Origin of the sequence: Lysinibacillus piscis, assembly GCF_026012395.1 — a bacterium.
GTDB classification, from domain to species: Bacteria; Bacillota; Bacilli; order Bacillales_A; family Planococcaceae; genus Lysinibacillus; species Lysinibacillus piscis.
Genome location: NZ_BRZA01000003.1, coordinates 108,957 through 131,817, shown reverse-complemented (window position 1 = coordinate 131,817; position 22,861 = coordinate 108,957). Strand labels below are relative to the sequence as shown.

Here is a 22,861-nt window from a genome sequence, read left to right as displayed (position 1 = left end):
ATGAAGGATGCACGTTATCCTATTGGTCCATTTGAGTTTTCAGAAGTCGTAGGAAAGGACCAAGTGGACGGATGGATAGAAGAAATTCGACTTTTTCCTAGCAAGCTAGCATCTACGCTTAGCGGTGCAAGTGAGCAAGCATTAGAGAAAACGTACCGTGAAGGTGGCTGGACAGTAAAACAGCTTGTACATCATTTAGCGGATAGTCATATGAATAGCTATATCCGTTTTAAGCTCGCTTTAACGGAGGATACGCCAACTATTAAGCCTTATGATGAGGCTGCATGGGCGAAGCTTCCTGATTCAGAAATGCCCATTACAACGTCTTATAAATTAATTGAGTATTTGCATGAGCGTTGGGTGTATCTGCTGACAAGCTTCACAGAGGAGCAATGGCAAGCTACTTTCAATCACCCTGATGCAGGCATTATGACATTGGAAAAAGCACTGGCTCTGTATGTATGGCATGGTAAGCATCATCTTGCCCATATTCAATATGCATTAGCGACATAAAAAACGAGGCGATTTCCCAATAAAGGAGATCGCCTGTTGATTTTTTAAGCAATTGTAATACCTGCACTTGCGTTACCAGTAAGCACATTGGCAACTGTGATACCTGTTGCTGTAATAGAGAATACCATTAATAAGCGGTCACCTGCCACTACTGGTACTGGTGCGACATTGGCTGTTGCACTTGCAGTAGAACCGATAGCAATAGTTGTGAATGCTGGAGCTAAATCAATCGAGGCTGTCGTTGGGCTGAAAATATTACTGCCTGCTGGTGCACGGTATACTTGTGCATGCACAGTTGTTGTGCCAAGAAGTGCCGCAGCAACAGTAGCGCTGAAAGTTGCAGAAATAGCGGTAATATTACCATTACGTGGTACAGAGAAAGCCTCTGTGCCAACAACCGCTGATAAGTCAATATCAGTACCTACAAGAGATACACCTGGAACTGCTGAACCGAAACCAATAAGGCTTACTGTACCAACTAATCCAGTAGCAAGTGTTGCTAATACAGCTGGAACTGGGCCAGAAGCGAATGGGATGATAGAGCCTGTAGCAGATACTGATGGTGGTGTAATACACGCAGCATCAATCGCTACAAAAGGTCCAAGCGAACTACATCCATTGTTACCATTAGATGAGCAGCCACAGCTTGAATTATTTAAACACATTTTCTCACCCCCTTTCCCTTTTATTCTATTCAGATGCGTGAAGGGTGAAAGGGCTACTATCCTATATGACAAAAAGTATTAAAACAGGATTTTCTACAACATATGAGTTCTGTATTACACAGTCAAAATTTGTTTTATCTTAGTTCAGCAAAGGGTTTTATGTACCAAAAACGTTGGTGTCCAATACAACAAGCTATTGTTACAGAATTAGGCTAACATGAGTAAGCTTAAAAAAATGCAGACGTAATTACTGCTGGAGTGTCATGGATTGGCACTATTAAAGAAGGGAGAATTTTCTATTTGGAGGAATTAACAATAAAAACATGAAATCAAGGCATTGCTCTTTGATTTCATGTTTTTTTATTTGCTCTATGATTAATTCCATTTTTTAAATAAATCAAGAAAAAAAGAGGATTTTTCTTTTTTTGTTTCCACCTGTACATTAGGAATTTCTTCTTCTATATTGTTAACTAGTTCTTGCTCGCTTGAAGGGTTATCGGGAACAAGTTCCTGATGAATAGATGATTCTTGTATTGATATTGGTTCATTGGTATGTGAAGAAGATTCAGCTATATCATGTTGATAATCTTGGATGGTAATATGCGAGGGGGATGCTGTTGACTGTATATAACGTTTACTTGTTTGACGCATATTGAGATGAGAATCAATAATCGGCACACCTTGGTGTAAATCAAATTGCCGGTTTGACGCTGTCCCTGCTAGATGCTGTAGCATTTTATAAGAAGGTTGTGCTGAAGAGGTTGTTGTTGTTTTCGTTTCAGTGTGAGTAGGTACATATGGCGTTAAATTATTTAGCACAAGTGTGATTTGTTGATCCATATGCTTAATAGTTTGCTGTAAAGCGTCAATTTGCTGTGTCAGCGATTGAATATGTAATGCTTGTGCATCGTCAATTGTTTTTGTAAATGTATGAATGTGTTCAATAAATGGCTTTAGTTCATCAAATTTGCTCTTAATAAGAAGATAATCCTCTATAGAATTGCCCATTTTTAATAAGCTGAGTGTTTCACGATAGTCTTCAATTTCCTGCTTTAATTTTTCAATTGTATGCGATGAATCCATTTAGTTTCACTCCTTTCCTTCTATACTATTTTATTAAAAAAGGCTCCTTTCTGTTCCTAATATACGGATTCAGAAAACATTTCAGCATATATCGATTCCGCCCATACAACGTTGACAAAAATACATATGCTACAAACGAAAGATAAAAAACTTATGGAGGTGTCAAACGGATGCAAGAAAGTATGCCATCCCAGGCGCAGGAGCTCATTTGTATAAATGTTGACAAGGTGTATGACTGGATTGTGAAAGAACTGTCATTTGATATTTCACCAACAGGACCAATTACATTCCCAGGTGTTACTCTTACAACAGATTTAACAGGAGCTATGGTGACATGTAGAGTAGTGCCAGCTACTACGAATCCGATTGTTATTATGAATCGTGAGAATCGTCAATTTGCAATAGACGGTGCAACAGTTTGTCTACAGCATTTGAACATTCAGAAAAACTTTATTCTTACGATCGTTGTTACATTACCAAATGGTACGGTATTCACAAGTAGCGAGATTCCTGTTTCACGTTGCGAGCAAGTGACATTATGTGCGCCTAAAGGAACAGATGTAGAAATTTTATACACAGATTTGGATTGCTTCGTATGTACAACAGGTACATTAACAGCGGGTGCAGGTACAATTACATTTTCTGCGTTAACGATTACTGTAGCGGTTTGCCAAAGTATTCAATCTACATTCCCAGTAACAGTAGAATTTTTAGCAACATTCTGTGAGCCACGAGCAGATTTACCATTCTCATGCCCAACAAATGTACGACCACAACAATGTCCTGTGATTTTCCCAAGTGGTGTATAACGGTGCTAGTTTACCGCAAAAGGTCATATGATGAAGAGAGGGTATATACCTCTCTTTTTTTGCATGATATCGTAAAGGAGCGTGTATAGAATGGAAGTAAAGGTTCGTCAGCTAAAGGAACAAATCCAGTTTTATACGCAAGAAATGAAACGTCTCATTGAAATGCTTCAAATGCCTGAGCATATTCAATTAATCAGCTATTTTACAACATCTTTTAACATTTCCTACATTGCCGAGCAAGAAAGTTTATGTTTAGGTTCCTATCATATTCAAAATATCGGGAATCGTCCTATTATGAATCCACATTTTTGTTTGAAACTCCCTCCAAATTCACCATTCACTTTTTCAGGTAGATACGTTTATCAGCACTTTGCACCAAATTTAAAAGGACAAAGTAGTTGGGAGCGTACCAATGACGCAGCTAACAATGAAGAATATTGGTTGAAACCTATTGGAAAGCCTATTCTTGCAGTAGGTGAAACACTTACTTTTTCTCAATTTCAAATTAAATGGCTGCATGATTTGCCCTATTCAGGAAGTATTACAGGTGTTACATATTGTGATGAATTGCCAGAAGGCGTGGCTGTATTAAACCCGATTAATTTGAATGGTGTGAAGGAGGAAAGCCATGCGTAATGCTATTATCCAAAAATTATTAGACGAATATGTAGAAGGGGACAATAGCTTTGTCTATTTGGAGAAACATACTTTACGTTTGTTGTTAGCACACCTTCTCACAGGAGAAAAGCCCACATATACGCCAAATGAAGGTGAGCTTGACCAGCTTTTAGTGGAGAGTAAAGTGCAATTTGAGGAAATCCTCCAGTTATTGAAGGAGGTGCAACATGGAGAATGATATAGCGGACATCAATGACCCTGCTCAACTCCAACAAATGATTATTTTTTTAAGGGCAGAGCTAGCAAAATATAAAAGTGATATGAAACGCTTGAAGGATAGTGATTATTATTCATTTGTTTTACGATTAGAGCGAGAAAATATAGAATTATTGAGTCAGCAAAAGGAATTATTAAAGCAAAAAAAGAGCTATGAAAAGGAGATTCAAAATTATAGAGAGACTATTCAAAGGAGGGAAGAACAGCGAAAAAAGCAAATGGCTTCAATTGAAGGTTTACTAAAAGAAATGACGGATTTGCGCACAGAAAATACAACACTACGAATGGAAAATTATGATGTGTCGATTGCGAAGTTGGAATCGACACTCCATCAATTTATGCAGGATATCTGTAAGCAGTTACAAGATACACAACAAAAACTATTATCTACAGAGCCACATCAAATGGAGCAGCAAATGCAGGCAATTTTTATACAAGCACTTGAATTTGAGGAGCAATTGCAACGTAAATTACAGCTACTAGAGCATATGGATCAACAGTTGAAACATCTTGCGAATAAAATACAAACGACTAGAGAACTTAAAAAAGATTTCGGCTAAGATTCCGAAATCTTTTTTTCAAATGTATGCTCATAGTTTGTAGCTTCACGTAAAGCCTGCTCCTCCATAGGAATACGTACAGAGAGTATGGTTAGATTGAGTAATGTAAAGCAAAAAGCGGTAAAATAGGCTTGAAACATCATAGGTAATAAAAGAAACTCTAAACAAACAACAGCATAATTTGGGTGACGTAGCCATTTGTAAGGGCCTGTGCGTTTTACTTCTGCACCAGGAAGTATGATGATTTTTGTATTCCAAAAGACACCTAATGAACGAATACACCAAATCCGCACCATTTGTACAAAAATAAATAAGAGCAATAAAATGGAGAAAAATGAGGATAAGCCAACATGATTCGTTTTGACTTCCACGAATAACATTAAAAGAAAGCCAATATGAATAGCAATCATGTAAGGATAATGAGAAGCTCCCACCTCATAAGCCCCGTGTGTGAGCATCCATTTCTCATGACGTTTAGCAACCCACATTTCGGTTAAACGTTGTAAAATCACAATAATGAAAAGTGCATAAAAGATCATATTAGCTCCCCCATCTCAATAATACTGCCTCTGCACAAAAACCAGGACCAAGTGCAACGAGTAGACCCGTGTCCTCTTGTTGTGCTGTGTGTAACATAAATTGTTCTAAAACATATAAAACAGTTGGTGAGGACATATTACCATACTGTCTTAATATTTCCCGGGAAATGTTATTTTTTTGTGATGCTAAATAAAGTGTATCTTCATAGGCTTGTAACACCTTTTTGCCTCCAGGATGCGCAATGAAATGCTGAACTTGCTCCATATGAAGCTGCTGTTCTAGTAAAAATTGCTCAACAAATGGACCTAGCCATGTGGTAATAATGCTTGGAATGCTTTTTTGAAATACAACATGAAGCCCATTATTTTTCACTTGCCAACCCATAACCTCCTCAGAATTTGGCATCCATTTCGATCCAGTAGCCAAAATACTAGGGAGTGGTTTGCAGGTAGGGATAGATACTTCATCACCACAGACAAGTACACAAGCTGCACCATCTGCAAAAAGAGAAGCGCCAACAATATTACTTTTTGAAAAATCATTAGGCTGGAAAGTTAAGCTACAAAGTTCAACACAAACAACAAGCACTTTTGCTGTAGGATATGCCTGGCAAAAATCATAGGCTCTACTAATACCAGCAGCACCACCAGCACAGCCAAGCCCCCAAACAGGTATGCGCTTTAGCCTATCTGAAAAGGGGAGTTCGTTCATAATGCGTGCATCAATACTCGGCGTTGAAATGCCAGTGCTACTAATAAAAATCATAGCGTCAATATCCTGCGTGGCAATAGCTGTTGTTAAAAATCGTTCATTTTGTAGACAGTTTTGAATGACGCTTACACCATATTGTGTGGCAAGCTGAATATACAAATTATTACGTTCTTCAAAGGAATGTTCTGTACGATGCCATTCAGGTGGTACACAAAAATGTCGTGTCTGAATACCACCATTCTCAAAAACTTTTAAATAACGCTCTAATTTCGGCATTTCTGCATGAAAAAGCTCTTTTGTCAACGCCTCTGCATTTTCTTGCTGTACGCTGTAAGGTAGTTGGTGTGTACTGATAGAAACAATTTTTGGCACAGCTACATCTCCTTTGCAAAAAATGGTCTTAGTTATTGTATGCGTGAAGGTGGGAGGACATGTCTATAAATTAAGGATTGACAATTTTCGTAAAAATCGTTATATTAAAAATAATTATATCGGAAGTAGGTGATGTGACATGATGAATAGATCTGTTTTTAGCGAACTGCAATTCGGTTTGTTCCATTTCACACGCCTACAATGTACAAAATAACCTCCTATTTGTTGAGGATATTTTTGTATGTACTCTTAAATGTGCCTGTGAAAGCTTGTGACGACCGAATTGCGGTTATCACAAGCTTTTTTATTTTGTTTTAGTAAATGATATTGATATGCATATTTTAGGAGGAAACCGATTTGAATTTAACAACTTTAGGATTTACAACTTATTTTGAAGAGCAAATGAAGGCTTTTCAGCAGGATACAAAATTAGCAAAATGTGTACCGGCGCGTGTAGCATTGGAGCACAAACATTCCTACCGTGTAGTAGCGGAGGAAGGTGAATGGCTGGCGACAGTGGCGGGACACTTTTCTTATACAACATTGAGCAGTGAAGATTTTCCAGCCGTAGGGGATTGGGTGTTAGTAGAGCAAATGCCTGGTGAGGAAAGAGCAATTATTCATAAATTATTCCAGCGTAAATCTGTTTTTTCACGTAAGGTAGCAGGGCAAGAAATACAAAAGCAAATTGTGGCATCGAACGTTGATATAGTGTTGTTAGTAATGAGTTTAAATGCTGATTTTAATATTCGCCGTTTAGAGCGTTATTTAGTGGCTGCTTGGGATTCAGGAGCAAAGCCTGTCATCGTCTTAACCAAGGCTGACTTATGTGAGGATGTGGAGAGCAAACTACGTGAGGTGGAAGCAATTGCGTTTGGTGTGGATTTGGTGGTAACGAGTGCCTTATCTGGAGAAGGTTTAGATGAGGTTCGAGCATTGTTTACTGAAGGAATCACAGGTGCATTATTAGGTTCTTCAGGTGCTGGGAAATCTACTTTGACTAACGCATTAAGTGGTGTAGAATTAATGAAGGTAGCAGGGATTCGAGAAGATGATGCAAAAGGTCGACATACAACGACACATCGAGAGCTAGTGATCTTGCCCAATGGAGGCTGTTTAATCGATACACCAGGTATGCGTGAACTACAGTTATGGGATCAAGGTGACAGCTTATCCGCTAGCTTTCAGGATATTGAGGAGCTAGCTGCTACATGTCGTTACCGTGATTGTACACATCAAAAGGAACCACATTGTGCGGTGCAACAAGCTATAACAACTGGTGTATTAGAGCAGGCTCGTTTACAAAGTTATTTTAAGCTACAACGTGAACTCGCTTTTATCGAGCGAAAAACGAATGCACAAGCAAAGCTAGCGGAACAGCGGAAATGGAAGCAAATTGCAAAGGGTATGAAGAAAGAGAAAAAGAAATAGTGGTAAAAATTGTATCTATAGGGGCTAACTATGATGATCCTGTTGTCGATATGGAAGCAGGGAGTATCTCAGTAAGGGGCAATTAAATGAAAAAAGCAATTATCTTTGATATGGATGGTACGTTATTTCAAACGAATTTTATTTTGGAGCCAGCGTTAGAGGCGACATTTGATGTTTTACGCAAAAAAAGCTTATGGCAAGGTGTGACACCGCTTGAGCACTACCGTGAAATTATGGGTGTGTCATTACCCGTCGTCTGGCAAACATTATGCCCAATGCATGATGAGTTCACACAGCAGGAGAGCAATGTGTTATTCCAGCATCAGTTAATTGAGCTGATTCGTCAAGGCAAAGGGGCATTATACCCAAATGTGGAGGCGACATTAGCTAAACTAGCAGAGCATTATCCACTATATATCGCAAGTAATGGACAAACGGAGTATTTACAGGCAATTGTTGAAACATACAAGCTGGAGCGTTATATCCAAGGAGTATATAGTATTGATATGATTAACAGTGGACACAAGTCGGATTTAGTGAAACGGGTGTTGGAGGATAACGACATCAAACGAGGAGCAGTTGTAGGGGATCGTTTATCAGATATTCGAGCTGCACATGATAATGGTTTAGTGTCGATTGCGGTGCGCTTTGATTTTGCGCAGGAAGCGGAGTTGCAACAGGCAGATATGGTGATTGATGATTTACAGCAATTAGTAACATTATCTATTGCATTCGATAACTAAAAGCCGTAGAATAAGGAAAATCTATAATAAAAGCGTTGAGAAGGAAAAGTAAATGGAATGTGTATTGCATAGAGAGCCTCTGCTGGTGGAAATGAGGTGAATAGCCCCTGTTGAAAATGACCTTTGAGCTGCGTACCGAAAACAGAGAAGTGAGTAGGCTACGACGAGATGGGCACTCGTTACAACAGCGGCAGTATCTCCTTCAAGGACGTACTGATAGAGGCAAATAGTGTGAGCTATTTGTAAATATAGGTGGTAACACGGGTAAACTCGTCCTAATCAATGATGATTAGGACGTTTTTTTATTTTGAAGGAGAGCTTTATTTTCATTTTAGGGGGAGCATTGAGGATGACAATTGTAATTGGAGGTGCGTGGCCTTATGCAAATGGTTCTTTGCATTTAGGACATGCAGCAGCATTATTGCCAGGTGATATTTTAGCAAGGTATTATCGACAAAAAGGAGAGCAAGTGGTTTATGTTTCAGGAAGTGATTGCAATGGTACACCGATTTCTATTCGAGCTGCACAGGAAAATACAACAACTGAGGCAATCGCTAATCATTATCACAATGAATTTGAGCAATGCTTTACAGATTTAGGCTTTACCTATGATTTGTATACAAGAACAGATGCCAACCATCATCATCATTCCGTACAGGCAATATTTTTACGTTTGTTAGAAAATCAGCATTTGTATAAAAAGAAAATTGAACAAGCCTATTGTGAGACAGATGCACAATTTTTACCTGATCGTTTTGTGGAGGGGGTTTGTCCGAATTGCGGAGCAAAGGCAAGAGGTGACCAATGTGATGCGTGCTCAAAAATTTTAGACCCATTAGAGTTAATCGGCAAACATTGTAAAATCTGCGGAAATGAACCTGTCATTCGGGAGACAGAGCATTTTTATTTTGCCTTTAGTCAATTTCAGCAACAGCTTGAAGCCTATTTAAAGGTAGCAAAATTAGAGGGGCGTTGGCGAGAAAATGCTTTACGTTTGACAGAGCGCTATTTGGCAGAAGGTGTGCCGGACCGTGCTGTGACAAGAGATTTACCAAATGGGGTGGCTGTACCTGTACAAGGCTTTGAAGATAAAAAAATTTATGTTTGGGTAGAAGCGGTAGCAGGCTATTTAACAGCGAGTATGGAATGGGCACGACAAAATGAAGTAGCCATTGAGGATATATGGAATGAAGAAACCGTTTCCTACTATGTGCATGGAAAGGACAATATCCCGTTTCACACGGTTATTTGGTCAGCTATTTTAATGGGAATTGAGAGTAAGACCTTACCTACACATATTGTCTCGAATGAATATTTAACATTAGAGAAACGAAAATTATCGACAAGTCAAAATTGGGCAGTATGGCTACCATATATGTTAAATCGTTATGACGCAGATTCCATTCGTTATTTTTTAACAATGAATGCCCCTGAAAATCGTGATACAGATTTTTCATGGCGAGAATTTGTCTATAGCCATAATGGTGAATTGCTTGGGGCATACGGTAATTTTGTGAATCGTACATTGAAGTTTTTGGAGAAATCCTTTGACAGCCAAGTGCCACAAGTAGCAGTGGATGGAGTAATTCGTCAAGAAACAAGACAACTATTTCAGGAGGTGGGCTACACAATTGAGCAAGGTCATTTCAAGCAGGCATTGGAACAAGTTTTTGACTATATTCGTGCGGCAAATCGTTATTTCGATGCCAAGCAACCATGGCTACAGGTAAAAGAAGATAGACAGGCAGGTAATCAAACGTTGGCGACATGTGTTTATATGATTGCAAATTTAAGTCAGCTATTGCATCCATTTTTACCGTTTTCAGCGGAGAAAATTAACAAGATGCTAGGTATACAGGAGATTGCATGGCATGAGCAAACCAACTTACCATTTTATGTGCAAGAGGTAGTCCCATTGTTTGAACGACTTGATGTTGGTGTGATTGATGAGGAATATGAAAGGCTGGTTAATAATGCGGGTTAATTTAAGGTAAGATTTTAATACCTACTTCAAAAATTACGGGCGAAATCCATGGGAAATCGGGCGAATTATAACTTTAGACCTATATAGGAGTAAAAGCAGTATAGCTCATCGCCATACTGCTTTTGTCTTTTAATTATTCACAGGTGTAAGTTGTGCAACCACAATACTATTAATAGCGTTGATGTAAGCTAGTGCACTTGCTTTTAAAATATCAGTATCTGCAGCTTTGGCGATGTATTTTTCACCTTCATGCTCTACAGTGATTTTTACTTTTCCTAGTGCTTCCTTGCCACGTGACACACTGTTAATATTATATTCCACTAGTTTGACATCAATTTGTGTCACCTCAGCAATAGCAGAATATAGAGCATCAATTGGACCTGAGCCAACTGCACTTGCTTTAAATACCTCGCCACCCTTGCGAATTTTCACGCTTGCAGAAGGGAAGCTGGCGTTGCTGACGACTTGTAAATCATCGAAATCGTAGAATTGGTCGCTAAAGCTCGTTGCATTAACATTGTTGGCATCATGTTTTTCATAATAGCTTTCCACAATGACATATAAATCGTGGTCGTATACTTCTTTTTTCGCATCAGCTAACTTTAAGAAGCCTTCAAAGATACCCTCAAATTCATCTGTTGAAAGATTTGAGAAGCCTAATTTTTCAAGCGCATTTTTCACGGCATGGCGACCAGAGCGAGCTGTTAGTACAAGCTCCATATCATCTAGACCCACATCTTCTGGATGAACAATTTCATATGCATCACGAGATTTTAACAGACCATCTTGGTGGATACCAGAGGAGTGTGCGAAAGCATTGTCCCCTGTAATTGCCTTATTTACTTGTACATCTAAGCCCATAAAGCTAGATACTAGACGTGACGTATTCATAATTTCCTTTGTATTGATGCGTGTTTCAGCATTGTAAATAGAGCCACGCGTTTTAAGAGCCATAACAACTTCCTCTAATGCGGCATTTCCAGCACGCTCGCCGATACCATTAATTGTACATTCTACTTTGTCTGCACCATTTTTAATAGCAGCTAGTGTGTTGGCTGTCGCCATACCAAGGTCATTATGACAGTGAACACTTAGCAATACACGGTCGTCTAAGTTTTTCATACGCTCATTTAGCTTATAAATCAATGCACCAAATTCCTCTGGCTCTGCAAAACCAACTGTATCTGGTACATTAATCATTGTTGCACCGGCTTTCATTACAGCTTCAATTGTTTTCCAAAGATACTCAAAGTCAGAGCGTGATGCATCCTCTGTTGAATATTGTACTTGTGGCAAAAGGGTTTTCGCATATTTGACCGCGTCCACACCAATTTGTAGAATTTGGTCTTTCGATTTACTGAATTTTTTCTCTACATGAATATCAGAAGTTCCAAGTACCATATGGATCATTGGATTTTCCGCATATTTGACGGCATTGTAGACGGAATCGATATCTGCTTTTACAGCACGTGCTAGCGCTGTAATCATAATATCACTTGTGTTCCCAACTTTTTGTGCAACTGCTTTGACTGCTTCAAAATCTCCTTGTGAAGAAGCAGGGAAACCAGCCTCAATAATATCCACACCTAATTTTTTTAGCTGCTGTGCAATTTCTACTTTTTCATATAGGTTTAATTTTGCTCCTGGTACTTGCTCACCATCACGTAATGTTGTATCGAATACCCAAATTTTTCTGCTCATTTATTAAACACTCCTTCTGTTTTAGTCAAATAAAAAAACCCATCTCTATCACTTGTATAGAGACGAGTTTATGCTCGCGGTACCACTCTAGTTGACCTTCACCTTACAGAGAAAGCCCTCTTATTGACAGCTATCACTGTCTATCCTGTTAACGGAGGAATCCGACATCCCTTACTATATGTTCAGGGAGTAGCTCATGGATGAGTTCAAAATGTCTGTCTACCGATTTGCACCACCCATCGGCTCTCTTAAAGTACAGTATCATTTCTACTATTTCCAATCTAGGCTTGAAATGTGTTATTGAAAGCAATAATACTGCGATATTATCAATTTGTCAACAATATTCTAAAAATTTATTCTTTTCAGGTAAGTGTACAGTAAAAAACCCACTAGCTTCTATGCAAAGAAATAGTGGGTTTGGATGCTTTAAAGTTCTTCTACTTGAAAGCGAGACATTTGATGTTGTAAATCTTCAGCCATATGGGATAGAGCTGTAGCAGATGCCGCAACCTCTTCGATTGTTGCCAATTGTTCTTCTGCAGCAGAGGCGACATTTTGCAAATTAGAAGACGAATTTTGGGCAATCGCTTTAATTTCATCGAAGGAAGCATAAATTTGTTCAGCACTTGCCGACATTTCTTCAGAGACAGTCGTTGTCTCTTGAATTTGCTGTGAGACTTGTTGGATAAGCTCAACAATTTTAAAGAAGCCTTCTTCCGCAGTTTTAACAACCTGCATACCAACTTGTACTTCTTTTGTTCCTGTATTAATTACTGTGACGGCATGTGTAGTGCTATGTTGAATTTCAGAAATAAGGGTAGCAATTTGCCCAGCGGAGTTTTTCGATTGCTCGGCTAGTTTCTTTACTTCTTCCGCAACAACTGCAAAGCCACGCCCATGATCTCCTGCTCGTGCAGCCTCGATTGCTGCATTTAAGGCAAGTAAATTGGTTTGCTCTGCGATATCTGTAATAATCGTGATAATATTTCCAATTTCCGCAGAGTGACTACCTAAATTTTTGATGACATTGGCTGACTCTAAAACAGCTGTATGAATCGTGTTCATTTGTGTAATAACATGCTGTAGAGATTCGTTTCCAATATTTGCTTCTTTGCTTGTTGCATCAGCCAGCTCAGCAACAGCCGCAGTTGTAGAAGCTAAATGCTGGATGCCCTGAGTCATATTTTTCATTGCTGTTGCACTATCTGCTGCTTGTTGTACTTGCGCTTCAGAGCCACTTGCGACCTCTTGTAAAGACGAAGTGATATGCTCCGTTGCATGGATAGTTTGGTCAGCACTAGCCGTTAGCTCAGCAGCAGAGGCGCTTACTTGAAATGTATTGGAGCGTACACTCGTTAGAAGTTCTCTTAAATTATGCGTCATTTGGTTGAAGGCATTTCCTAATTCCCCAACCTCATCGCGATTTTTAATGCGAATTTGCTGTGCAGTTAAATCACCTTCAGCCATTTTGATAGCTGCTTTGGACATGCCTTTGATAGGACGGGAAATAATCGTGCCCATAACAAAAGCAATAATCATACTGACAACGATTGCTAGTATACCTAATCCAATCATTTGCGTTTTAATCACTTGGATTTGCTTTGTCGTATCTGCAATTTTTTTATCTAAATATTCTTGCTGATAATCGATTAAATTTTTCACACGCTCATCGAATTTCTTAATAATGATGCGTCCTTGTGTACTATCTATTTTCTCGTATTTTTCCATTTCTCCATTTGCTTTTAAATCAAACATGCGATCAGCAAATTGTTGGACTTCCTGCTCACTTTTACTAACAGCTTCTAGTGCTTCCAGTGCCTTTTGTGAAGTCAAGGATGTTTGTAAAGATTCTACCTTCTGAATGAATTCTTCCCGAGAATCTTTATTGCTTTTAAAGTTTTGGTCATTCCCAAGTAACAAGTACCCTCTTAAGGACACAAGCTCTTGTTTTGCAATGACACGTAATTCCTGAATGGCAATTGAATTATTCGTTTGTTCCTCAAGTAGTGTTCGATAAGTTGCATTGACAGCACTTAGTTGTCGAATATTTAACCCTACCATACTAACTAATACTAAAATAACAACTAAAAATCCAAGTAGTAATTTTTTATAAATAGTGAAGCGCATTGTTGCAAAACCCCTTCTTAGGTGATTTGTTGAAAATGTTCCAAGCATAAATACCCTATAATTATTTATATCAGATTATATGAAATTTACAAAGTATTATGAGTAATTTTACTTTACATAGTAGCTGAAAAAATAGGAAAATGTTATTATATGTTATTTATACAGTGAAATTTGAAAAGGAATGATAATATGTATAGACCAGTTTTAAAGCTACCACAAACAAAGGCTGAAAAAATAGGTAACTATATTGGTGGCGGATTATTTATCCTATCTATTTTATATATGATTTATATGTGGGAGGATTTACCTACAAATATTCCGATGCACTTTGATGGTGCAGGAGAAGTGGATCGTTGGGGTTCTAAATGGCAGTTATTAATTTTACCTGCGATTGGGCTTATTTTATGGGTAATGATGGCGTTATTTGAAAAAATGCCACATATTCATAATTATCCAGAACGATTAAATGAAAAAAATGTAGAGCGATTTTATTTAAATAGCCGAAAATTATTAAATGAAGTGAAAAATTTTTGTCTTATTTTATTTGCTGGAATTTCTGTTCAAACAATTCGTATTGCTATGGAGAAAACGGATTCTCTTGGATGGTGGTTCCTGCCAATTGTCATCATCGGCACAGCTATTCCAGTGATTAAATGTTTGATTGTTTCATCTAAAATCAAATAATTTGGTCTAGATGATCTAAGTAAAGACAGGCAAAGGGGAAGAGAAATGGCAGTTACTTTAGTCAAACATGATTTGAAATATGCAGAAGCTATGCATGCATTGACATCCATGCCACAGGTACGGGAGGCATTGGGATTACCCGTAGGCAAAGTGGAAGATACAATGAATTTTATTAAACGTGAGTGTGTGGACGAAGAAGCTGGGAAGACCGTGCCACGGGTTGTTTTGGATGAAGAGGGGCAGCTAATTGGCGTGACAGCCTTAATGTTTATTGACCAGCAAAAAAAGAGCTGTCATATTGGCTCATGGCTCGGTTATGAATTTTGGGGAAAAGGCTACAATCTTGAAGCGAAAATAGCTATTTTAGATATCGCGTTTTTTGAATTAGGGCTTGAGCGTGTTTTTGCAGGCGCTCGAACGGTAAATATTCGCTCGCAAAAAGCGCAGGAGAAGCTACCCTTTATTCAGCTAATGGTTGAAGCTGATTTTCCTGAGGAGCATGCTTGGCTAGAAACGAAAGAGAGACAGCCCTGTGTATTAAATGTTTTCGAGAGAGTGGATTTTGTACAATATCGTACAACGGTTGAACTGGTCAAAGGATCGAGAGAAGACTATTTATCTTATTTACTATTAGCTGATGAGGATGAAGAAATAGTGCGTCAGTATATGCATAGCGGGGAGCTATATGCCATAAAATGTGGTGAACAAATAGCAGGTGTGGCATTGCTGTTGGCATTGTCTGACGAAGTTGTGGAATTAAAAAATATAGCGATTTTGCCAAAATATCAAGGCAAAGGAATTGGTAAGGTCGTTATCAATATACTAACAAATTTGTGCCAATCGCAAGGTTATCGAATATTGCAAGTCGGCACAGCAAATTCCAGTATCGATAATATTGCTTTTTATCAAAAGGCAGGATTCCGAATGGAACGAATTGAAAAGGATTTTTTCAGTAGCTATGCAGAGCCGATTTATGAACATGGGATTCGGGCTTATGATATGTTATATTTTTCGAAAAAATTGTAATTAAAAAGTCGGTTACACATCAACATTTTGGCGTGAAACCGACTTTTTATCATTTAGACACCATGCAACAGAGCCATTAGTTTTTCTTTTGAATGTAAAAAATCGTCCAATGTATAACGGTCTAACACAGCTAAATAAGCCTGTAATGCCTCAGAGAGAACGCCTTTTAACTGACATTCTGGTGCTATTTTGCAAAGATTGTTCTCTTTATCAAAGCACTCTACAAGATGAAAGTCTTCCTCTGTTTGTCGTACAATTTGACCAATACTGATGGTTTTAGGATCGATAGCTAAACGAATACCGCCACCACGCCCACGAATTGTTTCGATATAGCCAAGTAAGCCAAGTTGGTGTGTGACCTTCATTAGATGGTTTTTCGATATATTATAAGCATCCGAAATTTCTTGAATGGTTGATAGCTGGTCATTTTCCTTTGCACCTAAATAAATGAGTGTGCGCAAAGAATAGTCTGTATATAATGTTAGTCGCATCATCATACCTACTTTCTATAATCAGTATAACACTTTTCTTTTGCAATATGAGGTACAACTAACCAAATAACATAAAGTCTATAAAAGATAAAATTATTGGTTTGATGTACGTGTTTTTCTTAATTCTAAGGACAATCTACTTTCATAGCTTACTGTTGCCGTAATCTATTTAAGATCACAATAAATAATCCATGCTATAATGAAAAGGTTTAGATTAATTGCCACTGTATCCACTTTGTGTCATATTATTAAGAAAGGAGAGAGTCACCATGGAGATATTTAAAAGACAGAGTAACATCCCTTTATATAAACAAGCATATTCTTGGATGAAGGAAAAAATTTTGAATGGAGATTGGGAACCTGGTAAGCAAATCCCGCCAGAGCCTGTTCTTAGTGTAGATTTAGGAATAAGCAGGCAAACATTAAGGCAGGCAATGCAAATGTTGATTAATGAAGGCTTTCTATATAGACAACCTGGAAGAGGAACTTTTGTGCAGTATTCAAAATCAAATTATCGTCTGTCTTATTTATACAGCTTTTCCGAGCAAATGAGGGAGTTAGGAAAAGAACCTTCTTCAAAAATTATAGACATTAAAACAAATTATAGACCTAGTGATGCTATTGCAAATAAATTGATGCTCAAGGATACTGGAAGAGTTCATAAGATTGTTCGTCTGCGGTTAGCCGATGGTCAGCCTATGTCGATTGAAAGAGTCTATATAGATGTCAATTTATGTCCAGATTTACATACAAAAGATCTCGATAGATTGTCTTTATACACTATATTGGAAAATGAATATAAACTACAAATTAAACATGGAGACATTTCTCTACAAGCAACTATGGCTGATGAAGAGCAAGCTGCTTTATTACAAATTCCATCTGGTAGTCCTCTTTTGTATATGAAATGTCTAACATTCTTACAAAATCAGCGACCCGCTTTTTTAACACTTGCTCGGTATCCATATGATAAATATTTATTTACTATTAGTATGCCCCGTAAAAATGAGGAAAATTAGTTACATCATTGCAAATTGCTCCTTCTAAGCACTTTCTCCACGCTCTGTAAAATAAAAGAAGAAGGTTGAACTACATCTCCAATTGTTAGGTATACCATCTAACAATTGAAGGTGTATTTTTTTATGACTAAATTTAAAGACTAAAAATGAAATCGCTTTATTTTTTGTATTGACAGAAAATTAAATAATTAGTATTATGAGTGTACAAAGTTTGTACGTACAAACTTTGTATGTACACAAAGGGAGGGATGTTGGGTGAAAAACATTGCTATTCTCGGTAGTAGTGGAGGGAATTTATATAATTTAGGAGGGAAAGAGCCAGAAAAATTACTTGGGGAAATTTTAAATCAAATGGATAGTGCGGGGTTTAATGTATCGGCAATTCAATTTATTGCTGCAGAAGTTTCTATGGATAAAGCAAAGGACTCTACGAAAGCAGGTATTTTTTTGTGGGATGAGTCAAAAAGGTGTCCAGTTAAGACTTATAATGGTTTGCTAAAAGATACAAATGATGAAGTAGCTGTGACTGATAAAAGAATCGCAGAGAAAATCAGAAATGATGAAATAGATGGTCTTATTACTATGAGTATTGATCCTGTCGGCGCCAATAAAGAAGCTATCTTAGCAGCAATTGAGAAAAAGATTCCTATCGTTGGAACGGGTGGTACATCAATGGCCATGATTAGTTCAAAGGGTGGAAATGTAATTGCTACATCAGGGACGACAGGAACTACGAATCGCACAAGAGCTGTATCTTTCATCACGTCACTTAGTAAATATTGGGGTCATAAATTTCAACCTTCTTTTAATAGCACTGCTGGTGACAGCACGGCCAATCCAAAGGGAAATCCTTTTAAGGCAATTAATTTAAAAGGAATTATGCAGGCTTCAATGCCTGGCTTTATTGCAATGGCGATTATACTGGCAGCTAGTCAAATACCAGCATTAGAGGATTTCAATAATATTTTTGAAATCATGTTGAAAGCGCTTCCTGTTATATTAGCTGCTATCGCTGCTAAACAAGTTTCTGATCTGGATGAAATATCGATTGTAGCAGGAGTCATTGCAGGAACCTTATCCATCGAAGGTGGGATTATTGGTGGAATCATTGGAGGGATTGGAGCAGGTTTATTAGTTAGATTCCTATTTGCAAAATCTGTTCAATGGCGTTTCCCGATGACTACAGCGAATATCATTGCAGGTGGCTTTGGTGGATTAATTTCAGGATTAATTGTTTATTATCTAGTTGCGCCATTCGCTCTTCAAGCAGGGAACTTTATAAAATTTGCAATTAATAGTGCTGTGGAATTTAATCCTTTGCTTGCAGGTACACTGGCAGGTATTTTGATTTGGCCTGCAATTTTAGGTGGTGTTTATCATGCAGCAATCCTACCTATTGTATTGTTAGAAATGGAAAAGACAGGTAATAGCTTTTTGGGGTCAATTGATATGGTTGGTTTGGTAATGGTGGCTGCAGGCATTAACTTAGCTAATATTATTGCACCTAGAGATAAAGGAGAAGCGGCGGTAGCGACACCAGGATTCCTAATAAATATTGGATTTGGCACATTTGTTGAATCCGCCTATCCATTTATGTTTTCCAACAAGTTAGTTTTTCTAGGTTCTTTATTTTCAGCTGCTTTTGGAGGCGCGCTTGTTGGATATTTTAATATTCGTGGAACAGCCTATGTTCCTGCTTTTATGAGCCCTCTGTTATCAAATAATATGACAGGGTTAATTATTGCCATGTTAGGTAGTCTACTATGTGCCTTTATTATTACTTTAATTGCGAATAAGGCCAGTAAAAAGCAAGCAAGTCAAATAAATAAAGAAATATCTAATCAAAATGTGTAATGAAATAAAAATAGGAGAGTGAATGATAATGTTTAAAGGTGATATGATTAAAAAAAGAGAACAAGCTATTGTTAAAGTATGGAGTGCTATTGAGGAACATGGTGGTCAAACTTTATTAAGTACAGGTATTACAGGAGATGACGCTCGTTTAGCAAAAGCAGTGGTAGAAAGCGGTGTTAAATTATTAGAACCAAACCATCCAGCGCTTGCTCTTGCTAGAGGTCATAAGGGTGTTACAACAATGCACGATGCTGAAAATATTCGTCATGAAATTGATATTCATGAAATGGCAAAAGTTGTTCGTGGAGTCCGAAACACAATAGGAAGAGATCCTTATATCACTGTAGGTATTCCTGGAGGTTTCACAGAAGTGATTCCTGTTGAGCTGACGGATAAAGATTTTATGTTAATGTCCCATTCAGGTGCTGATGGTCTTCATACACATAAATCTAACTTTGAGGATCTTGAAGAATTGGTTGAAAAAGCTCATAAATATGGTTTAACGGTGGATGCTTATATTGGTCATCCTGATGACTTGCATACTTTTGGTATTCCAGCACGTACGCCAGAAGAAGTTGCACAAGTTGCTAAAAGAATGGAAGAAATCGGTGTTGATATGATTGGTTTGATGACGGGTATGAGTTATGAAGGAGTTGGCGCTGGTGAAATACCAAGTATTATTAAAGAAAGACTGCATGCACTAGTTTCAAGCGTTAAAGTGCCAACTTTAGCTGAAGGTGGTATTAATATCGAAAACTCTAAAGCTTTTAGAGAGACAGGTGTTCATATATTAGTAGTAGGTACTGCTATTGACGATATGGTGAAAACAGCGGCTCAAGAAGCGGTTTCACATTTTATCAATCAAAAAACAAAGGAAGCACTTAGTAAATAATAAATGATTAAGAGCTTTAAATGAAGGAGGCAATACGCTTCCTTCATTTTTTAATACCTGAAAGGGGAGAGAGAAGTTGTTTAAGAAAATTATTTTTGATTTGGATGGGGTATTTTTTAGTGAAGAGAAATACTTCGATACGGCTGCTTTCACTATAAATGAGTTATTGTGCAACAAGAATTATTTAAATCTTTGTCGAGAATCAATGTTTTTAAAGCAGCAAAGTAATGTAATTAGAAATCGAATATTTAATCATGAACAAAATTTATTATTCTTAAAGGATCGGGGTATAAACAATAACTGGGATGTCGTTTATCTTTTAGTATCATTTCAAATTCTGCAAATTTTGAGAATGGAATTTCAAAATTCTAAAGACAAAGTAACAAAACTAATTAATAAGGGAATAACCACTGATTTTGTGAATGATCTTCAAGATATTTGTAAAAACAAACTTGATTCTTTTGATTTCTCTTCCTTCAATGAAGAATTAAAAAATACACATTATGAAGGGAATGAATTAATTCAAGTTTTCAATGATTTTATTTATGAAGAATTTGGCGTTAAGAAACAATTTTTCAATTTAAGAGATAGTTTATGGAGTCTAGGTCAAAACGTATATCAAGAAATATTTCATGCATCTTTCAAGAATCGAGAAGAACAGTTATTAGTTAATCATAATGTTCTTCTACAAGGACTGAACCGATTAAGAAAAGAAAACATATTATTGGGTGTCGCTACAGGAAGACCGAAAGAAGATGTCGAATATGCATTTCAAAAATATGATTTAATGAGTTATTTTGATGCAAATAGTATTACGACGATGACAGATATACTTGAAATTGAAAAGAATTTCTCTCAGTATGCCCCATTAGGGAAACCTAATCCTTTTCCTTATATCAGAAGTATAGCAGGTTCACAGAAGCCTCTAGAAATTTTATTGGATTTAAAACAACATAATGAAGACTTCTCAGGGGTTTGGATTATAGCGGATTCTGTTGCTGATATGATGTGTGCAAGGGAATTAAATTGCAGCTTTATTGCTGTTCTAACTGGAAAAACTAGCAGAAATAAATTTGTTCAATTGGGAGTATTCCATATTTTTGAAAGTGTAGAAGACTTTTTTTTCAATTTTGAGAGTTTAAGTTAAATATAAATGTCACTGTCTACTTCTTAAGCTCAAAGAGAATCCTTTCTCTTGAGCTTAAGCTTTTCAAAAGTTAGATTCGATGTAGAAGGAAAAATGTAGGAGTGTACAAAAGGTGTATTTTAAATACATGAATTATGTCTAATTTGTTAAAGATGTATTTTAAATATTGCTTTAAAGAAATAGAAGCGTTATATTGTAATCACGAAAGGGTGGTAAACAATATGTTAAAACAAGAAACAATTCAAATTATTAAAGCAACAGTACCAGTATTAGAAGTCCATGGTTTAGAAATTACAAGGACTTTCTACAAAAATATGTTTCAATCACATCCTGAATTATTAAATATTTTTAACCACACAAACCAAGAGCAAGGTCGTCAACAAACAGCATTAGCGAATACAGTCTATGCTGCGGCAGTGCATATTGAAAATTTAGAAGCCATTTTACCAGCAGTGATGCTGATTGCACACAAACACCGTAGTTTAGGTATTTTACCAGAGCATTATCCGATTGTTGGAGAAAATTTATTAAAAGCGATTAAAGAAGTATTAGGTGACGCAGCAACAGATGAAATTATTAATGCTTGGGCAGAGGCATATGGAGTTATTGCGGATGTCTTTATCCAAGTGGAAGAAGAGTTATATCAAAAAGCAGAAAACAATGGTGGCTGGCGTTTATTTAAACCATTGAAAGTAGCGAAAAAAGTAGTAGAAAGTGAGCTTGTTACATCTGTTTATTTTGTGAATGAAGATGGTTCAGCACTACCTTCCTATGAGCCAGGTCAATATATTAGTGTACGAGTAAAAGTGCCAGGTGAGGAATATTTAATGAATCGCCAATATACATTGTCACAAGCAAGTGCAGAGGATGGTTACCGTATTTCTGTGAAACGTGAAAATGAACACACACCGAATGGTAGAGTATCAAACTACATTCACGATACATTGCAAGTTGGCGATTTAGTAGATGTGAGTGTGCCAGCAGGTCAATTTGTCTTGCAAGAAACGACTGCACCGATTACATTTGTCAGCGGTGGGATTGGTGTAACACCATTAAACAGTATGCTACAGTCATTACAAAATGATGCTACGAATGCAGTGAACTTTATCCAATGTGCACGCAATGAAAAGGTAGTAGCATTTAGTGAAGCTATTCAAGAAAAAGTGGATGTTTTGCCAAACGCAACATATACAGCACTGTATTCCGATGCAGATGAGTTAATTACGAAAGAGCTATTAACGGAAAAAGTGGCGGATAATGCAGATGTTTATGTATGTGGACCAGTTGGCTTTATGGAAGCAGTCATCAAAAATTTACGTGAAATCGGTGTGCAGGATGACAAAATTCATTATGAATTCTTTGGTCCATCTATGCAATTAGCTAAATAAAATAACGTGAAATACGTCCCTGTTATGAGTAACAATTATTCATAGCAGGGATTTTTTGTGGAATGAACTATTTTATACCTCTAAATGAACACAAGAAATTTCACATCGACAATGAGTGCACAAATCGAAATGGAGATTGGTCCTAATCGCTGTACAGTGAGATAATAAAGGTAGCTTGTAAAGAATGTCATAGGAAGGTGTATAGTAAAATTTGTTATACTAGTGTG

22 protein-coding genes and 2 other annotated features are annotated in these 22,861 nt (G+C 37.3%); of the genes, 15 read left to right on the top strand and 7 right to left on the bottom strand.

The window, feature by feature from the left end; all coding sequences use genetic code 11:
* Positions 1 to 513, top strand: a complete 513-nt coding sequence (locus OPF91_RS13385) for a YfiT family bacillithiol transferase (protein ID WP_264989321.1) — start codon at positions 1 to 3, stop codon at positions 511 to 513.
* 44 nt (positions 514 to 557) lie between these two features.
* Here the strand turns inward: OPF91_RS13385 and OPF91_RS13380 are convergent, their stop codons facing one another.
* Both OPF91_RS13380 and OPF91_RS13375 read right to left on the bottom strand, forming a co-directional pair.
* Positions 558 to 1,178 (bottom strand): exosporium glycoprotein BclB-related protein, encoded by a 621-nt coding sequence (locus OPF91_RS13380; protein WP_264989320.1) that lies wholly within the window; start codon positions 1,176 to 1,178, stop codon positions 558 to 560.
* 375 nt (positions 1,179 to 1,553) lie between these two features.
* Positions 1,554 to 2,261, bottom strand: a complete 708-nt coding sequence (locus OPF91_RS13375; protein ID WP_264989318.1) for a hypothetical protein — start codon at positions 2,259 to 2,261, stop codon at positions 1,554 to 1,556.
* A gap of 170 nt (positions 2,262 to 2,431) precedes the next feature.
* Between OPF91_RS13375 and OPF91_RS13370 the strand changes: the two genes are divergently transcribed.
* From OPF91_RS13370 to OPF91_RS13355, 4 genes are all read left to right on the top strand, one after another.
* Positions 2,432 to 3,070 (top strand): BMQ_0737 family morphogenetic spore coat protein, encoded by a 639-nt coding sequence (locus tag OPF91_RS13370; protein WP_264989317.1) that lies wholly within the window; start codon positions 2,432 to 2,434, stop codon positions 3,068 to 3,070.
* A 90-nt stretch (positions 3,071 to 3,160) separates the two neighbouring features.
* Complete coding sequence (locus OPF91_RS13365) at positions 3,161 to 3,706, top strand: hypothetical protein (RefSeq protein WP_264989316.1); 546 nt, start codon at positions 3,161 to 3,163, stop codon at positions 3,704 to 3,706.
* Positions 3,699 to 3,926 carry a hypothetical protein gene (locus OPF91_RS13360; protein ID WP_264989315.1) on the top strand — a complete coding sequence of 76 codons (228 nt, stop codon included), beginning with the start codon at positions 3,699 to 3,701 and terminating at the stop codon, positions 3,924 to 3,926. The genes OPF91_RS13365 and OPF91_RS13360 overlap by 8 nt, the downstream gene beginning before the upstream one ends.
* Positions 3,916 to 4,524 (top strand): hypothetical protein, encoded by a 609-nt coding sequence (locus OPF91_RS13355; RefSeq protein ID WP_264989314.1) that lies wholly within the window; start codon positions 3,916 to 3,918, stop codon positions 4,522 to 4,524. Before OPF91_RS13360 ends, OPF91_RS13355 begins: the two co-directional genes overlap by 11 nt.
* Here the strand turns inward: OPF91_RS13355 and OPF91_RS13350 are convergent.
* The gene (locus tag OPF91_RS13350) at positions 4,521 to 5,063 is read right to left on the bottom strand and encodes an isoprenylcysteine carboxyl methyltransferase family protein (protein ID WP_264989313.1); all 543 of its coding nucleotides are present in this window, start codon (positions 5,061 to 5,063) and stop codon (positions 4,521 to 4,523) included. The two genes, OPF91_RS13355 and OPF91_RS13350, sit on opposite strands and share 4 nt — an antisense overlap.
* Before the next feature lies 1 nt (position 5,064).
* On the bottom strand, positions 5,065 to 6,147 hold the full coding sequence (locus tag OPF91_RS13345; RefSeq protein ID WP_264989312.1) for a type III polyketide synthase: 1,083 nt from the start codon (positions 6,145 to 6,147) through the stop codon (positions 5,065 to 5,067).
* A gap of 357 nt (positions 6,148 to 6,504) precedes the next feature.
* Between OPF91_RS13345 and rsgA the strand changes: the two genes are divergently transcribed.
* From rsgA to metG, 3 genes are all read left to right on the top strand, one after another.
* Complete coding sequence (gene rsgA, locus OPF91_RS13340; RefSeq protein ID WP_264989310.1) at positions 6,505 to 7,578, top strand: ribosome small subunit-dependent GTPase A; 1,074 nt, start codon at positions 6,505 to 6,507, stop codon at positions 7,576 to 7,578.
* An 86-nt stretch (positions 7,579 to 7,664) separates the two neighbouring features.
* The gene (locus tag OPF91_RS13335) at positions 7,665 to 8,321 is read left to right on the top strand and encodes an HAD-IA family hydrolase (protein WP_264989309.1); all 657 of its coding nucleotides are present in this window, start codon (positions 7,665 to 7,667) and stop codon (positions 8,319 to 8,321) included.
* Between the two features lie 26 nt (positions 8,322 to 8,347).
* Positions 8,348 to 8,602: a binding site (T-box leader), on the top strand.
* A gap of 68 nt (positions 8,603 to 8,670) precedes the next feature.
* Positions 8,671 to 10,305 carry a methionine--tRNA ligase gene (metG, locus tag OPF91_RS13330; RefSeq protein WP_264989307.1) on the top strand — a complete coding sequence of 545 codons (1,635 nt, stop codon included), beginning with the start codon at positions 8,671 to 8,673 and terminating at the stop codon, positions 10,303 to 10,305.
* Between the two features lie 129 nt (positions 10,306 to 10,434).
* Here the strand turns inward: metG and OPF91_RS13325 are convergent, their stop codons facing one another.
* The gene (locus tag OPF91_RS13325; RefSeq protein WP_264989305.1) at positions 10,435 to 12,006 is read right to left on the bottom strand and encodes a 2-isopropylmalate synthase; all 1,572 of its coding nucleotides are present in this window, start codon (positions 12,004 to 12,006) and stop codon (positions 10,435 to 10,437) included.
* Positions 12,007 to 12,061: 55 nt separating this feature from the next.
* Positions 12,062 to 12,299 (bottom strand) — a binding site (T-box leader).
* 133 nt (positions 12,300 to 12,432) lie between these two features.
* Positions 12,433 to 14,133: a methyl-accepting chemotaxis protein gene (locus tag OPF91_RS13320; RefSeq protein ID WP_264989304.1), complete on the bottom strand. Its 1,701-nt coding sequence runs from the start codon at positions 14,131 to 14,133 to the stop codon at positions 12,433 to 12,435.
* Between the two features lie 189 nt (positions 14,134 to 14,322).
* On the opposite strand from OPF91_RS13320, the gene OPF91_RS13315 reads away from it, so the two are divergent.
* A complete protein-coding gene (locus OPF91_RS13315; RefSeq protein WP_264989303.1) occupies positions 14,323 to 14,817 on the top strand; it encodes a DUF1648 domain-containing protein in 495 nt (164 codons plus the stop codon).
* 45 nt (positions 14,818 to 14,862) lie between these two features.
* Positions 14,863 to 15,843 carry a GNAT family N-acetyltransferase gene (locus OPF91_RS19170; RefSeq protein WP_264989302.1) on the top strand — a complete coding sequence of 327 codons (981 nt, stop codon included), beginning with the start codon at positions 14,863 to 14,865 and terminating at the stop codon, positions 15,841 to 15,843.
* A gap of 53 nt (positions 15,844 to 15,896) precedes the next feature.
* On the opposite strand, the gene OPF91_RS13305 is transcribed toward OPF91_RS19170, so the two are convergent.
* Complete coding sequence (locus OPF91_RS13305; RefSeq protein ID WP_264989300.1) at positions 15,897 to 16,334, bottom strand: RrF2 family transcriptional regulator; 438 nt, start codon at positions 16,332 to 16,334, stop codon at positions 15,897 to 15,899.
* A gap of 269 nt (positions 16,335 to 16,603) precedes the next feature.
* On the opposite strand from OPF91_RS13305, the gene OPF91_RS13300 reads away from it, so the two are divergent.
* From OPF91_RS13300 to hmpA, 5 genes are all read left to right on the top strand, one after another.
* A complete protein-coding gene (locus OPF91_RS13300; RefSeq protein ID WP_264989299.1) occupies positions 16,604 to 17,353 on the top strand; it encodes a GntR family transcriptional regulator in 750 nt (249 codons plus the stop codon).
* A gap of 255 nt (positions 17,354 to 17,608) precedes the next feature.
* Positions 17,609 to 19,207: a PTS sugar transporter gene (locus tag OPF91_RS13295; RefSeq protein ID WP_264989298.1), complete on the top strand. Its 1,599-nt coding sequence runs from the start codon at positions 17,609 to 17,611 to the stop codon at positions 19,205 to 19,207.
* A gap of 28 nt (positions 19,208 to 19,235) precedes the next feature.
* A complete protein-coding gene (locus tag OPF91_RS13290; RefSeq protein WP_264989297.1) occupies positions 19,236 to 20,099 on the top strand; it encodes a beta/alpha barrel domain-containing protein in 864 nt (287 codons plus the stop codon).
* A gap of 76 nt (positions 20,100 to 20,175) precedes the next feature.
* Entirely contained in the window at positions 20,176 to 21,246 is a 1,071-nt protein-coding gene (locus tag OPF91_RS13285; protein WP_264989295.1) for an HAD family hydrolase, read from the top strand.
* A 221-nt stretch (positions 21,247 to 21,467) separates the two neighbouring features.
* Positions 21,468 to 22,634, top strand: coding sequence for an NO-inducible flavohemoprotein (gene hmpA / locus OPF91_RS13280; protein WP_264989294.1), 1,167 nt, complete (start codon positions 21,468 to 21,470; stop codon positions 22,632 to 22,634).
* The last annotated feature ends 227 nt before the right edge of the window (positions 22,635 to 22,861 follow it).

Bases quoted from the DNA above. Each gene is read 5' to 3' on its own strand.
- OPF91_RS13385 (WP_264989321.1), top strand. From the start codon at position 1: ATGAAGGATGCACGTTATCCTATTGGTCCATTTGAGTTTTCAGAAGTC.
- OPF91_RS13380 (WP_264989320.1), bottom strand. From the start codon at position 1,178: ATGTGTTTAAATAATTCAAGCTGTGGCTGCTCATCTAATGGTAACAAT.
- OPF91_RS13375 (WP_264989318.1), bottom strand. From the start codon at position 2,261: ATGGATTCATCGCATACAATTGAAAAATTAAAGCAGGAAATTGAAGAC.
- OPF91_RS13370 (WP_264989317.1), top strand. From the start codon at position 2,432: ATGCAAGAAAGTATGCCATCCCAGGCGCAGGAGCTCATTTGTATAAAT.
- OPF91_RS13365 (WP_264989316.1), top strand. From the start codon at position 3,161: ATGGAAGTAAAGGTTCGTCAGCTAAAGGAACAAATCCAGTTTTATACG.
- OPF91_RS13360 (WP_264989315.1), top strand. From the start codon at position 3,699: ATGCGTAATGCTATTATCCAAAAATTATTAGACGAATATGTAGAAGGG.
- OPF91_RS13355 (WP_264989314.1), top strand. From the start codon at position 3,916: ATGGAGAATGATATAGCGGACATCAATGACCCTGCTCAACTCCAACAA.
- OPF91_RS13350 (WP_264989313.1), bottom strand. From the start codon at position 5,063: ATGATCTTTTATGCACTTTTCATTATTGTGATTTTACAACGTTTAACC.
- OPF91_RS13335 (WP_264989309.1), top strand. From the start codon at position 7,665: ATGAAAAAAGCAATTATCTTTGATATGGATGGTACGTTATTTCAAACG.
- metG (WP_264989307.1), top strand. From the start codon at position 8,671: ATGACAATTGTAATTGGAGGTGCGTGGCCTTATGCAAATGGTTCTTTG.
- OPF91_RS13325 (WP_264989305.1), bottom strand. From the start codon at position 12,006: ATGAGCAGAAAAATTTGGGTATTCGATACAACATTACGTGATGGTGAG.
- OPF91_RS13320 (WP_264989304.1), bottom strand. From the start codon at position 14,133: ATGCGCTTCACTATTTATAAAAAATTACTACTTGGATTTTTAGTTGTT.
- OPF91_RS13315 (WP_264989303.1), top strand. From the start codon at position 14,323: ATGTATAGACCAGTTTTAAAGCTACCACAAACAAAGGCTGAAAAAATA.
- OPF91_RS19170 (WP_264989302.1), top strand. From the start codon at position 14,863: ATGGCAGTTACTTTAGTCAAACATGATTTGAAATATGCAGAAGCTATG.
- OPF91_RS13305 (WP_264989300.1), bottom strand. From the start codon at position 16,334: ATGCGACTAACATTATATACAGACTATTCTTTGCGCACACTCATTTAT.
- OPF91_RS13300 (WP_264989299.1), top strand. From the start codon at position 16,604: ATGGAGATATTTAAAAGACAGAGTAACATCCCTTTATATAAACAAGCA.
- OPF91_RS13290 (WP_264989297.1), top strand. From the start codon at position 19,236: ATGTTTAAAGGTGATATGATTAAAAAAAGAGAACAAGCTATTGTTAAA.
- hmpA (WP_264989294.1), top strand. From the start codon at position 21,468: ATGTTAAAACAAGAAACAATTCAAATTATTAAAGCAACAGTACCAGTA.